At 65.4% G+C, this 13278-nt stretch carries 12 protein-coding genes and 1 pseudogene; 9 read left to right on the top strand and 4 right to left on the bottom strand.

Going from position 1 to position 13278, the window contains the following annotated elements; translation table 11 throughout:
* The 3 genes from pth to QX010_RS03190 form a co-directional block, all read right to left on the bottom strand.
* Positions 1 to 606, bottom strand: coding sequence for an aminoacyl-tRNA hydrolase (pth, locus tag QX010_RS03200; RefSeq protein WP_316177557.1), 606 nt, complete (start codon positions 604 to 606; stop codon positions 1 to 3).
* 72 nt (positions 607 to 678) lie between these two features.
* Positions 679 to 1368, bottom strand: a complete 690-nt coding sequence (locus QX010_RS03195) for a 50S ribosomal protein L25/general stress protein Ctc (RefSeq protein ID WP_315803275.1) — start codon at positions 1366 to 1368, stop codon at positions 679 to 681.
* 195 nt (positions 1369 to 1563) lie between these two features.
* Positions 1564 to 1854 carry an accessory factor UbiK family protein gene (locus QX010_RS03190; RefSeq protein ID WP_315714079.1) on the bottom strand — a complete coding sequence of 97 codons (291 nt, stop codon included), beginning with the start codon at positions 1852 to 1854 and terminating at the stop codon, positions 1564 to 1566.
* Positions 1855 to 2110: 256 nt separating this feature from the next.
* On the opposite strand from QX010_RS03190, the gene lgt reads away from it, so the two are divergent.
* The 5 genes from lgt (at position 2111) to QX010_RS03165 (ending at position 6758) form a co-directional block, all read left to right on the top strand.
* Positions 2111 to 2968: a prolipoprotein diacylglyceryl transferase gene (gene lgt / locus QX010_RS03185; RefSeq protein WP_315803274.1), complete on the top strand. Its 858-nt coding sequence runs from the start codon at positions 2111 to 2113 to the stop codon at positions 2966 to 2968.
* Positions 2965 to 4092, top strand: coding sequence for a class I SAM-dependent methyltransferase (locus QX010_RS03180; RefSeq protein WP_316177555.1), 1128 nt, complete (start codon positions 2965 to 2967; stop codon positions 4090 to 4092). The genes lgt and QX010_RS03180 overlap by 4 nt, the downstream gene beginning before the upstream one ends.
* A gap of 20 nt (positions 4093 to 4112) precedes the next feature.
* Positions 4113 to 4859 (top strand): peptidoglycan editing factor PgeF, encoded by a 747-nt coding sequence (pgeF, locus tag QX010_RS03175; RefSeq protein WP_410051916.1) that lies wholly within the window; start codon positions 4113 to 4115, stop codon positions 4857 to 4859.
* Between the two features lie 126 nt (positions 4860 to 4985).
* Complete coding sequence (locus QX010_RS03170; protein WP_316177552.1) at positions 4986 to 5618, top strand: hypothetical protein; 633 nt, start codon at positions 4986 to 4988, stop codon at positions 5616 to 5618.
* 186 nt (positions 5619 to 5804) lie between these two features.
* A complete protein-coding gene (locus QX010_RS03165; protein WP_315803270.1) occupies positions 5805 to 6758 on the top strand; it encodes a ribose-phosphate pyrophosphokinase in 954 nt (317 codons plus the stop codon).
* A 1052-nt stretch (positions 6759 to 7810) separates the two neighbouring features.
* Here QX010_RS03165 and QX010_RS03160 read toward each other — a convergent pair.
* Positions 7811 to 8346 (bottom strand): annotated as a pseudogene (locus QX010_RS03160) (REP-associated tyrosine transposase).
* Between the two features lie 234 nt (positions 8347 to 8580).
* On the opposite strand from QX010_RS03160, the gene QX010_RS03155 reads away from it, so the two are divergent.
* The 4 genes from QX010_RS03155 (at position 8581) to QX010_RS03140 (ending at position 13010) form a co-directional block, all read left to right on the top strand.
* Complete coding sequence (locus QX010_RS03155; RefSeq protein WP_316177550.1) at positions 8581 to 9813, top strand: benzoate/H(+) symporter BenE family transporter; 1233 nt, start codon at positions 8581 to 8583, stop codon at positions 9811 to 9813.
* A 124-nt stretch (positions 9814 to 9937) separates the two neighbouring features.
* A complete protein-coding gene (locus QX010_RS03150; protein WP_316177548.1) occupies positions 9938 to 11257 on the top strand; it encodes a sugar ABC transporter substrate-binding protein in 1320 nt (439 codons plus the stop codon).
* Positions 11254 to 12189, top strand: a complete 936-nt coding sequence (locus tag QX010_RS03145; protein ID WP_316177547.1) for a sugar ABC transporter permease — start codon at positions 11254 to 11256, stop codon at positions 12187 to 12189. Before QX010_RS03150 ends, QX010_RS03145 begins: the two co-directional genes overlap by 4 nt.
* On the top strand, positions 12186 to 13010 hold the full coding sequence (locus QX010_RS03140; RefSeq protein WP_315803265.1) for a carbohydrate ABC transporter permease: 825 nt from the start codon (positions 12186 to 12188) through the stop codon (positions 13008 to 13010). Before QX010_RS03145 ends, QX010_RS03140 begins: the two co-directional genes overlap by 4 nt.
* Positions 13011 to 13278 lie beyond the last annotated feature (268 nt).

The following is a 13278-nucleotide window of genomic DNA, read 5'->3' as shown; positions in this document are numbered from 1 at the left end:
TCACGCGGCGCCGGCGTCGCCCTTGTCCAGAAAACCTTTGGCCTGCAGCGCCAGATGCACCTTGTTGGCGAAGGTGGAGTCGCGCTTGCCGGTCAACAATTCAGCATTGTCGGCCACCGCCTCGCACAACGCCTCGACCCACGGCATGTCGGACTTGGCGAAGTCCGACAGCACGTGCCCATGCACCAGCTCCTTGACGCCGGGATGGCCGATGCCGAGCCGGACGCGGCGGTAGTCGTTGCCCAGATGCGCCGAGATCGAACGCAGTCCGTTATGACCAGCAATGCCACCGCCGACCTTCACGCGCAGCTTGCCCGGTTGCAGTTCGAGCTCGTCCTGAAACACGGTGACGTCGCCGACGCCGAGCTTGAAGAAGCTGGCCGCTTCCTGCACCGCGCGGCCGGATTCGTTCATATAGGTGGTCGGCTTCAGGAGAATGACGCGCTCGGAGTCGAGTGTGCCTTCGGACGTCTCGCCCTGAAACCTGCGCCGCCACGGCGAGAAGCGGTGACGCCGCGCGATCTCGTCAACGGCCATGAAGCCGATATTGTGCCGGTTGCGCGCATATTTCGCGCCGGGATTGCCGAGGCCGACAAACAGCAGCATGACGCGGCATCCGCACCCGCCGTCGCTTCGGGAAGCACGGGACCCGCCCGCGCTTCCCAGAAGCGGAACGGCTTACTTCTTCTTGTCGCCGCCAGCCGGCGCCTTGGCCGCGGCCGCGGGAGCCTTCGCAGCGGCAGCCGGAGCAGCAGCGGCGGGAGCCGCGGCAGCGCCAGCAGCAGCCTTCTGCTCCTCGCCATAGCCCGACGGCGGCACGATGGTGACGAGCGTCGCGTCGTCGCGCGACAGCGTCTTCACGCCGGTCGGCAGCTTGACGTCGGAGATGTGCAGCGAGTGGTTGATCTCGAGCGCGCTGACGTCGGCCTCGATGAACTGCGGGATGTTCTCCGCGAGGCACTCGAGGTCGAGCGTGTGGGTCACGATGTTGACCGTGCCGCCACGCTTCACGCCCGGCGCGCCTTCCGAGCCCACCACGTGCAGCGGCACGCTGACGCGAATGGTCGCGCCCTGGCCGAGCCGCATGAAGTCGACGTGGATCGGGAAGTCCTTGACCGGATCGAGATGGAAGTCGCGCGGGATCACCCGGTGCTTCTTGCCGTCGAGGGTGACGTCGAAGATCGTGGTCAGAAACCGGCCTGCGAGGATGCGCTGGCGCAGCTCGCGGTCTTCCACCGAGATCGGCAGCGGGGGCTGGTTGTCTCCATAAATCACTCCGGGCACTCTCCCGGCGCGACGCTCTGCCCGTGCGGCCCCCTTGCCGACTGACGGACGGGCGGTCGCCTTCAGTTCTCTGACGGTCGCCATCGTGTTAAGTCCTTGTTTTAAAAAGTTAAAGGCCGCGATGCGGCCCGTTGCTGGACGTCCTTCGGCAAGCCTCCAGGGGTGCGGGGGCCGCGGACGTGGCGGCGTTCTAGCGGCAAACCCGGGAAATGACAAGGAAATGAAGGGACCGGCGGCCCCTTCATCCCACCAACTCTCCGGAGGTATTTCGCGCGCGGGTCAGCCGTCCGCGCTGCCGGCGCCCGGCGGCGTGCCGGCCGCGCCACCCAGCTTGGCCTCCAGCGCCGCGATCCGCGCCTTCAGCGCCTCGTTCTCCTCGCGGGCGAGCCGGGCCATGTCCTTGACCGCCTCGAACTCCTCGCGCTTCACGATGTCCAGGTCGTTCAGGATCTTTTCCGCCTGGTTGCGGATGACGGAATCGACCTCCCGCTTCATGCCCTGGGCGGCACCTGCGGCATCGTTCATCAGGCGGCCGAGTTCGTCGAAAAACCGGTTGTTGGTCTGAGTCATGTGAGAAACTCCGCGTCCCGCGACGAGCACGATGATGGAAGACAGAATGGCGATCCCTGTCGCCGCCCGCAAGATGGGCCGTCTTGTCATGCCTTGGTTTCCTTGTCATCGTACTTGTTGCGCCGGCCCGCGGCGCTGGTATGAGCAGCCCTGAGATCACATCGCGCCGCGCCCGTTCATGTGGCGGAGCTCGTTCGAAGCCCGCATCGCCCGCGGGCTTCCGGAAGCGGGACGCCGTGCCCACGAAAGCCAGTGAATGACGCCTCTCCTCATCGATTTCCCCGTGTTCGATCCGGTTGCGATCGCCATCGGCCCGTTCGCGATCCGCTGGTACGCGCTGGCCTATATCTGCGGCATCGTCATCGGCTGGCTCTACGCGCGCTCGCTGCTCAAGAAAGAGCGGCTGTGGGGCGGCCCGGCGCCGGTGTCGCTGGTCCAGCTCGACGACTTCATCCTGTGGGTCACGATCGGCATCATCCTCGGCGGCCGCACCGGTTACGTGCTGTTCTACAACCTGCCGTTCTTCATCGAGCACCCGCTGGAGATCTTCCAACTGTGGAACGGCGGCATGTCGTTTCATGGCGGCTTCATGGGCTGTGTGCTCGCCGTGATCTGGTTCGCCCGCCGCAACGGCCTGCCGATCATCTCGCTCGGCGACGTCACCACCGCGGTCGCGCCCATCGGCCTGCTGCTCGGCCGCATCGCCAATTTCATCAATGGTGAGCTGTGGGGCCGTGCCGCCGATGCGAGCGTTCCCTGGGCGATGATCTTCCCGCGCGATCCGACCCACCTCCCGCGCCATCCGAGCCAGCTCTACGAGGCCGGCCTCGAAGGCATCGTGCTGTTCATCGTGCTGGCGATCATGATCCGGTTCGGCGCGCTGAAACGGCCCGGCCTGATCCTCGGCAGCTTCATCACCCTCTACGGCGTGGCGCGCATCACCAGCGAGCTGTTCCGCGAGCCCGACAAGCAATTGGGCTTTCTCTGGGGTGGCCTGACCATGGGCATGGTGCTGTCGGTGCCGATGCTGATCATCGGCGCCATCCTGGTGGCGCGGGCGCTCCGCAGGCCTGAGAGTCGTCAAGCCACTCCCCCGCTGCAGGCCAATCCGTGATCGAAACCTCTCCGCTCCACACCGAGATCAAGCGGCTGATCAAGGCATCCGGCCCGATGCCGGTCTGGCGCTACATGGAGCTGTGCCTGATGCATCCGGAGCACGGCTACTACGTCTCGCGCGATCCGCTCGGACGCGAGGGCGACTTCACCACCTCCCCCGAAGTGAGCCAGATGTTCGGCGAGCTGCTCGGGCTGTGGGCGGCCTCGATCTGGAAGGCGACGGGATCGCCGCAGCAATTCCGGCTGATCGAGCTGGGACCCGGCCGCGGCACCATGATGTCGGATGCCCTGCGGGCGCTGCGCGTGCTGCCGCCGCTGTACCAGACGATCTCGGTCCACCTGGTCGAGGTCAATCCTGTCCTGCGCGAAAAGCAGAAGGCGACGCTGACCGGCCTGCGCAACATCAACTGGCACGAGAGCTTCGACGAGGTGCCGGAGGGCCCCAGCGTCATCTTCGCCAACGAGTATTTCGACGTGCTGCCGATCCACCAGATGATCAGGCGCGAGACCGGCTGGCACGAGCGCGTGGTCGAGCTCGACGAGGAGGACAACTTCGTCTACGGCGCGGCCGCGGATCCAACGCCCGGCTTCGAGCTGCTGCTGCCGCCGCTGGTGCGCGCCGCGCCGGCCGGCGCGATCTTCGAATGGCGGCCGAACATGGAGATGATGGCCATCGCCAGGCGCATCCGCGACCAGCGCGGCGCCGCCGTCATCATCGATTACGGCCATGTGCGCAGCGACGTCGGCGACACCTTCCAGGCGATCGCCCGTCATAGCTTCGCTGATCCCCTGAAGACACCGGGGCTTGCCGACATCACCGCCCATGTCGATTTTGACGCGCTGGCGCAGGCCGCGGAAGCCGTCGGCGCGCGCGTTCACGGCCCGGTCACGCAGGGCGAGTTCCTGCAGCGGCTCGGCATCGAAACCCGCGCGCTGACCCTGATGCAGAAGGCCTCGCCGGAAGTCTCGGAGGACATCGCAAGCGGGCTGAAGCGCCTGACCGGCGGCGGCCGCGGCGGAATGGGGTCGCTGTTCAAGGTGCTCGGCATCTCCGATCCGGCCATTCCGGTGCTGGCGGGCATCAGCGACGAGCACACCAACGAGAAGACGGGAGGCGCGTGATGCTGGTATCATCGGATGTGATGTCCGCGGTCCCTGGCCTGCGCCACGCCTTCTTCACCCGCGAGGGCGGCGTCTCCGACGGCATCTATGCCGGCCTCAATGGCGGGCTCGGATCGCATGACGTGCCGGAGAACGTCCGGGAAAACCGCCGCCGCATGGCCGCCCATCTCGGCGTCGCGCCCGACCAGTTCCTCAGCGTGCACCAGATCCATTCGCCCGACGTCGTGGTTGCGACCGGGCCCTGGGACGGCCCCGTCAGGCCGAAGGCCGATGCGCTGGTGACCGCGACGCCGAATCTCGCGATCGGCGTCACCACGGCCGATTGCGGGCCGATCCTGTTCGTCGACCCGCATAAGCGCGTCATCGGCGCGGCCCATGCCGGCTGGAAAGGTGCGCTCACCGGCGTGCTCGAAGCCACGCTGCAGGCGATGGAGGAACTCGGCGCAGAGCGCGGCCGGATCATTGCCGCGATCGGCCCCCTGATCCGCCAGCCGAGCTACGAGGTCGGCGCCGAGTTCGTCACGCGCTTCCTCGACGACGACGCCGAGCACGCGCGCTTCTTCCTGCCGTCGACGCGCGACGGCCACGCGATGTTCGACCTGGCCGGCTTCATCCGGATGCGGCTGGAAAACGCCGGCGTGCTGCTGATCGACGATATCGGCCTCGACACCTATGTCGACGAGCGCTTCTTCAGTTACCGCCGCTCGGTCCATCGCAGCGAGCCGGACTATGGCCGGCACGTCCATGCCATCATGCTCGAAGGCTGAAGCTGGGCGCGATTGTGGCCGCATGTGGATTGCTTAACCCTTTCTGTACAACTGAATGCACTCTGTCCCAATCTGTGGCAGCCGCGACCTAGACGTTAATCGATTTTAACGATATCGCTCCCGACGATGAGGGGAGCGCCGACACCACTTCGACGGATCAGCCGCGCTGCGCAGCACGCCTGCGTTGCCGTTTTGCTGATCACGTCCGCTGCAGCGCTCGGCGGCTGCGCGACCAGCGGTGGTCCGTCCAACGCCTACGCGATGGCGCCTGCATCGGATAACGCCACGATCGCCTTCGAGCAGATCGACGGCCCGCCGCCGCAAATCTTCGACCGCATGGTCAGCGTGCTCGACAGCGAGTCCAAGCTGCGCAGCCTCGCCATCGTGTCGCGCGAGGCCCCTGCAGCGTATCGTGTCCGCACCTATCTCTCCGCCCAGGTCGTCGGCGGCAAGGGCGTGATCGCCTGGGTGTTCGACGTCTACGATCGCAATCAGCAGCGCGCGCTGCGGCTGTCGGGCGAAGAGCCGGTCGGACGCGGCGGCCGCGATCCGTGGAACAATGTCGACGACATGGTGCTTCGGAAAATCGCGCAGGCCGGCTTCAGCGGACTTTCGAACATGCTGAACGGCACCGCGCCCGTCGACGGCGCGCCCCCGGTGGCACCGGCCACCCGCGGCCCTGCGGTCGCCGTGGCCGAGCCCGCATCGCCGGCGTCCGGCGGCACCAGCGTCGCGGCCCTCGGCTACACCGACCGTTAGGCAAGGAGGCGCATTTTGCGCCGTTTTTGACCGGGAAAAACAGCCGTTTGACCGGGAAAAACACTTGCGGCGGGTTGCCATGCGCGCGGTGTCCTTGATATCACCTCGCCCGTGCAAAACTGCCGGTTCCATGGATCGCCCGATATGCTGAACAAGGTCTCCAGCGAGACGCGAGGAGAATTCACGATGTCGGCCAAGAACGGCTCCATCAAACTCGTCGCCGGCAACTCCAATCCGGCTCTCGCCGCCGGCATCGCCGCTGAGCTCGGGCTGCCGCTGACGAAGGCGGTGGTCCGGCGCTTCGCCGACATGGAGATCTTCGTCGAGATCCAGGAGAACGTCCGCGGCTCCGACGTCTTCATCATTCAATCGACGTCCTATCCGGCGAACGACCTCTTGATGGAGCTCCTGATCATCACCGATGCGCTGCGCCGCGCCTCCGCGCGCCGCATCACCGCCGTGGTGCCCTATTTTGGCTATGCGCGGCAGGATCGAAAATCTGCCTCGCGCACGCCGATCTCGGCCAAGCTCGTCGCCAACCTGATCACCCATGCCGGCGTCGACCGCGTCATGACGCTCGACCTGCATGCCTTGCAGATCCAGGGCTTTTTCGACATCCCGGCCGACAATCTCTATGCTTCGCCGCTGATGGTGCGCGACATCAAGGATCGGTTCGATCTCTCCAACCTCATGGTCGTATCGCCCGACGTCGGCGGCGTGGCGCGCGCGCGTGGCCTCGCCAAGCGCATCAACACGCCGCTCGCCATCGTCGACAAGCGCCGCGAGCGTCCCGGCGAGTCCGAGGTCATGAACGTGATCGGCGAAGTCTCCGGCCACACCTGCATCCTTGTCGATGACATCGTCGACTCCGGCGGCACCCTGGTGAACGCGGCCGATGCGCTTCTCAAGCACGGCGCCAAGGACGTCTACGCCTACATCACCCACGGCGTGCTCTCCGGTGGAGCGGCGAGCCGCATCACCTCCTCGCGCCTGAAGGAGCTCGTCATCACTGACTCCATCATGCCGACCGAAGCCGTCCGCAACGCGCCGAACATCCGCACGTTGCCGATCGCGCCGCTGATCGCCGAGGCGATCGGGCGAACCGCTGCCGAAGAGTCGGTGTCGAGCCTGTTCGACTGATATCGTCTCTCGTACGGCAAGAACGTCATCATCAAATTCCACTGTCATTCCCCGCGAAAGCGGGGAATCCAGTACGCCGCGGCGCCTCGATCAATCACAGCCATCTCCCTTTACTGGATCGCCCGGTCCCGTCTTCGCCTTCGGCTTTGACGCGGCCAAGAGCACTTTGGGCGCGCCGCAGCTTCAGCGAAGGCGGCAAGCCGGGCGATGACGCTGGTGTTTGGGCAAAGGGCCTGCCCCACACTCCCGTCATTGCGAGGAGCGCAGCGACGAAGCAATCCAGACTGCCTCCTCTGAAGGATACTGGATTGCTTCTCTCCGCTCGCAATGACGCCTGTGGTATCTTTCATCAGGACAATATCCGACAGGACTTCCGCATAAGCCTCCGCGATCTCGCGGCGCGTGTTGCGTCCGAGCTTTGATCACAGCATCGCCCTCTTGGTGGAGGGCGCAGGGAAGGCCGGGCGCTGGCCGCGCCCGTGGCCCGCCTGCTCAAAAAAATGCAGGCGGCAGGTACCACAGGTCTGGCCGAACACACCCGGCCCTCCCTGCGCGATGGCTTTACGGCTGCTTCGCAGTCTCCCCGGTGCACCGGGCTTTCTGGCCACCGTTGCCCGCGCGGCGCGTGAGCGCCGGCACAGGCGTGACACCAGCGTCGGGGTGTCAGGACCGTGCGACTTGACCGTGCGTGCCGGATCGTTCGTCGGCGCGGCATCCGCCACGCTGCGACCCGACCCGCCCATCGCATTCCGCTGCCGACGTCCGTGACGACCGCGATACGTCCCCTCCGACGCAACGGAACGAGCGGGACCATACTGCTGATTTTGCGAAACCTCCAGCGATTTATTTTTATCCGAAGGGCTGGACAGGATTTGCGGAGAGAAGCGTGATTTGGGCGACGGGCACGCGCTGGACCGAACGGACACTGACGCGGAGAGACGCGGCGGATTACGGCTTCGCCTAATCCGCCCTACGCTCAAACCCGTAGGGCGGATTAGCGCAGCGTAATCCGCCGTTGTCCAGCGCGAGAGTTTCAAGACAGCCTGATCCGGTCAACGCTCGCCGTAAGTCCCGTTCACATCGACATCGCCAGCCCAATCTGCGGAAATACTCCTTCACGCACGTCTCGGTGGAAGGACGAATGCGGCCAGTCCTCCACTCGACTTACCAGGCGAATGCTTCACCGGATTGATGTAACAATACTCCACGTGCCGGGCATAATCTTCCTCGTCGCGAATGAGATGCTCCCAAAACCGGCGCTGCCAGATGCCGCGTTCCTCCTTGCGGTGCGACGTGGAGTGAGGTCCTCTGTCTTCGGGAGTGCTCGCGCAAAACGGTTCTTGATCAGCCGCCAACGTGTTGAGAAGTCGGCATCGTCAGGTGGCAGGGTCCAGACCGCATGAAGATGATCCGGCATCACGACAAAGGCATCGATTTCGAACGGAAAACGGCGCCTGGTAGCGGCGACGGCAGACCGCAGGACGTCGATGTGCTCGATCAGCAGAGCTTGACGTCGGTCGAGAAGGTTCACGGTGAAGAACCAGGATCCGCCCGGAACGAATGCGCGTCGATTTTGGGCATGGAGCATGGTCCGCGTCGAGATGACCGACGTAAGCCTACTCGCTGAGGATGTATGGATTCAAGATTTGCGGCGGATTACGGCTTCGCCTAATCCGCCCTACGCTCAAAACCCGTAGGGCGGATTAGCGCAGCGTAATCCGCCGATCAGCCCAACGCCTTGCACAGCTCGTCCCGTTCGGCCAAAACATCCCCTACGACGCCAAGGACAACAACAAGAACACACACCGAGCCCCGCCCCTCCATGTTCAGCGCCATCGAACGCCCCGCGGCCCCGCCGCCCGGCCTCGGCCAGATCATCAGCGATTTCGGCCCGCTGTATGCCTCGCACGGCTTCATCGGCTGGCTGTTCGCGATTACCGGGCCGGTCGCCATCATCCTGTCGGTCGGCGCCAATGGCGGGCTGTCGCAGGCGGAGATCGCGTCGTGGATCTTCGGCGTGTTCTTCATCAACGGGCTGATCACGCTCGCGCTGTCGTGGCGCTATCGCGAGCCGCTGGTGCTGTTCTGGACCATTCCGGGCACCGTCCTGGTCGGCCAGTCGCTGACGCATCTGAGCTTCCCGCAGGTGGTCGGCGCGTTCTACGGCACAGCGCTGTTGATGCTGGTGCTCGGGCTCACCGGCTGGGTCAAGCGCGCGATGCAACTGGTGCCGATGCCGATCGTGATGGGCATGGTCGCCGGCGTGTTCCTGCGCTTCGGCCTCGATCTCGTCCGCGCCGTGTTCACCGACTTCGCCGTCGCCGGGCCGATGGTCGTGCTCTGGCTGCTGCTGACCGCACTCCCTGCGCTGGGCCGGCGCTGCCCGCCGATCATCGGCGCGCTCGTCGTCGGCACGCTCGCGGCTCTCCTGTTCGGCAAGTATGATCAGAATGCCTCGCTGCAGATCGCGCTGATCCATCCGGTGATCCCGACGCCATCCTGGTCGCTCGCGGCCATGATCGAGCTGATCGTGCCGCTCGCGGTCACCGTGCTGGTGGTGCAGAACGGCCAGGGCTTTGCGGTGCTGACCGCCGCCGGCCACAAGCCGCCGGTCAATGTGGTGACCGTCGCCTGCGGCATCGGCTCGGCGCTCGCAGCGATGGTGGGCGGCGTGTCGACCTGCCTGACCGGGCCGACCAACGCGATCGTCGTCTCCGGCGGCGAGCGCAAGCGCCACTATACCGCGGCGATGGTCGTGGGCGTGCTTGCGCTCGGCTTCGGCCTGCTGGCGCCGACCTTCACCACGCTGCTGCTGATCGCGCCGAAATCATTGATCACCGCGCTGGCGGGCCTCGCCATGCTGCGCGTGCTGCAGACCGCGTTCGTGACCGCGTTCAGGACCAACTTCTCCCTCGGCGCGCTGATCGCCTTCCTCGTCACCGTGGCCGACGTACCCCTGCTCAATATCGGCGCGGCGTTCTGGGGACTCGTGGCAGGCTTTGCAATCTCGTGGCTGCTGGAGCGGGCGGATTTCACCGCCGCATCGGGCGCATAACGGATTGCCGCGGCGCACCACGCGCTGTCGTCGCATCCCCAGCCGAACGGGCACCATGCTGTTGCAGCGTCGCTGGATCGCGCTACACTTCACGACCAAACAAAAAGTCTTCTGGGAGGATATGATGACCGCGATCACGCGCCGCAACATGCTTGCGGGTACGGCAGCAGCAGGCGCGCTTGCGCTTACCGGCCAGCCCGCCTGGTCGGAGCCGCAGTGGAAGAAATATGCCGGCACCAGGCTCGAGGTGATCCTCGCCAAGGGGCCGCGCGGCGACAATCTGCAGAAGAACATCAAGGAATTCACCGCGCTGACCGGCATCGAGGTGGAATCCGAGCAGATCCCGGAGCAGCAGCAGCGGCAGAAGGTCGTGATCGAACTGTCGTCGGGCAAGCCGAGCTTCGACGTCGTCCATCTCAGCTATCACGTGCAGAAGCGGCAGTTCGAGAAGGCCGGCTGGCTCGCCGACATCACCGACATGATGAAGGATCCGAACCTCACCGCGCCGGACCTCGTGCAGAGCGATTTCTCCGCCGCCGGCCTGAGTTACGCCAGCAACGACAAGGGCCGCATGTTCTCGCTGCCGTGGTCGGTGGACTACTTCATCCTCTACTACAACAAGGAGCTGTTCGCGAAGAAGGGCGTCGAGGTGCCGAAGACGCTCGACGAGATGGTCACGGCGGCGCAGAAGCTGACGGATGCCAAGGACGGCATCTTCGGCTTCGTCGGCCGCGGCCTGCGCAACGCCAACATGACGTTGTGGACCAACTTCTTCCTCAACTATGGCGGCGAGTTCCTGGACGCCAAGGGCAACATCCTGACCGACGGCCCGGAAGCCATCGAAGCCACCAAGCTTTATCAGAAGCTGCTGACGACCTGCGCGCCTCCGGGCGTCGCCGGCTTCAACTGGATGGAGTCGATGGCCTCGTTCACGCAAGGGCGCTCGGCGATGTGGATCGACGGCGTCGGCTGGGCGCCGCCGCTGGAGGATCCCAATGCTTCGCGCGTGGTCGGCAAGGTCGGCTACACCGTGGTGCCCGCCGGACCGAAGGGACAGTACTCGGCGACCTATGGCGACGGCATCGGCATTGCGGCTGCGAGCAAGAACAAGGAAGCCGCCTGGCTGCTGTGCCAGTGGCTGGTGTCGAAGCCGCAGGGCGCCCGCCTGGTGCAGGCCGGCGGCGGCGTGCCGTTCCGCAACTCGGTGCTCAACGACCCCGGGGTCCAGGGCGGCGTGAAGATGCCGAAGGAGTGGCTGCAGTCGGCGATCGACTCCGGCAAGATCAGCAAGCTCGGCCTGCCCGTGATCATTCCCGTCGCCGAATTCCGCGATCTCGTCGGTGCGGCGCTGACCGCCACGCTGTCGGGCGCCGATCCCGCGACCGAGCTGAAGAAGGCGCACGAGCAGTTCCGCCCGATCCTGGAGCGCAGCGAGAAAGCGTGAGCACGATCGTCGAACAGGCCGGCGCGGCAGCGGACACTGCTGCGCCGGAACGTGCATTGCGACCGCCGTCCTACTGGCCGTTCGTGGTGCCGGCGCTGGTCACCGTGCTCGCGGTGATCATCTTTCCCTGGCTGTTCACGATCTGGATGAGCTTCCAGGAGTGGAAGGTCGGTTCGCCCACGACCTTCGTCGGGCTGTCGAACTATATCCGGCTGCCGGCCGACCCGCGCTTCGTCGAGTCGGTCGGGCACACGCTGTCCTACACGGCTCTCTCCGTGCTGCTGCCGCTGGTGCTCGGCACCTTCGCGGCGGTGATCTTCCATGCGCGTTTCCCCGGACGCGGGCTGTTGCGCGCGCTGTTCATCATGCCGATGATGGCGACACCGGTCGCGATCGCGCTGGTGTGGACGATGATGTTCCACCCGCAGCTCGGCATCCTGAACTATCTCTTGTCGCTCGTCGGCCTGCCGCCGCAGCTCTGGGTGTTCCATCCGGCCACCGTGATTCCGTCGCTGGTGCTGGTCGAGACCTGGCAATGGACGCCGCTGGTGATGCTGATCGTGCTCGGCGGCATCGCCTCGCTGCCGACCGAACCTTACGAGAGCGCACAGATCGACGGCGCCAGCACCTGGCAGATGTTCCGCTACATCACCCTGCCGCTGATCATGCCGTTCCTGTTCATCGCCGCGATGATCCGCGCCATCGACGCGATCAAGAGCTTCGACATCATCTTCGCAATCACGCAAGGCGGTCCGGGCTCGGCGTCGGAGACCATCAACCTCTACCTCTACAGCGTCGCCTTCGTCTATTACGACCTCGGCTATGCCTCGGCGATCGCGGTGGTGTTCTTCGCGCTGATCGTGGCGCTGACCGCACTGTTGCTGATGCTGCGCCGGCGCGCACAGTGGAATGCGCTGGGGAGCGACACATGAGCGCGCAGACCATCCTCGGCCGGCTCGCCCTTGCGCTCGGCGTCTTCCTGATCGTCTCGCCGGCGATCCTGTTCTTCCTCTGGATGATCTCGCTGTCGGTCAAGTTCGAGGTCGACAACGCCGCCTATCCGCCGGTGTTCTGGCCGGAACACTTCGCCTGGAAGAACTATGCCGACGTGCTGTCGTCCAACCGTTTCTTCACCTACTTCAGGAACAGCCTCTTGGTGACCGGCGGCGCGACGGCGCTGGCGATGCTGGTCGGCGTGCCCGCCGGCTACGGCATCGCCCGCATGGCCGCGCACAAATCGGCGATCGTGATCCTGATCGCGCGCATCACGCCGGGCCTGTCCTATCTGATCCCGCTGTTCCTCTTGTTCCAGTGGCTCGGCCTGCTCGGCACGCTGTGGCCGCAGATCATCATCCATCTCGTCGTCACCGTGCCGATCGTGATCTGGATCATGATCGGCTATTTCGAGACCACGCCGATCGAGCTCGAGGAAGCCGCGCGGATCGATGGCGCGACGCGCTGGCAGGTTTTCCGCCACGTGGCATTGCCGGTGGCGAAGCCCGGCCTCGCCGTCGCCTTCATCCTCGCGGTGATCTTCTCCTGGAATAATTTCGTGTTCGGCATCGTGCTGGCAGGGCGCGAGACCCGCACCCTGCCGGTCGCGGTCTACAACATGATCTCGTTCGATCAGCTCTCCTGGGGGCCGCTCGCGGCGGCCGCGCTGATCGTGACCCTGCCGGTGCTGCTGCTGACCGTGTTCGCGCAGCGGCAGATCGTGGCCGGCCTGACGGCGGGTGCGGTCAAGGGCGGCTGACGGGTATAATGCATACCAAGCAGAACCTGCGGCGGAATGCCAAACCTGCCTTGGTCAGGCCATAGTCTGCCCCTTGGTTACCCGCATGGAACCGGGATTCGCCCCGCGCCTGCGGCGCGGCGGTGACCGCGTTGACGGTTTCATCTCGTCTCCGTGCCGGCTTCGTTCCAGCCGAATACCACTGCGCCGCACGATCGACCGGCTCCGGATCTGCGCTCCGCCCGGCCCGTCGTGCAACCCATCACCGGCTGAACGCCAGACCGACGAA

The organism is Bradyrhizobium sp. SZCCHNRI1009 (assembly GCF_032487575.1).
Lineage (GTDB): Bacteria > Pseudomonadota > Alphaproteobacteria > Rhizobiales > Xanthobacteraceae > Bradyrhizobium.
Note: the sequence above shows the minus strand (reverse complement) of the source record. Positions and strands in the feature narration are given on the sequence as shown.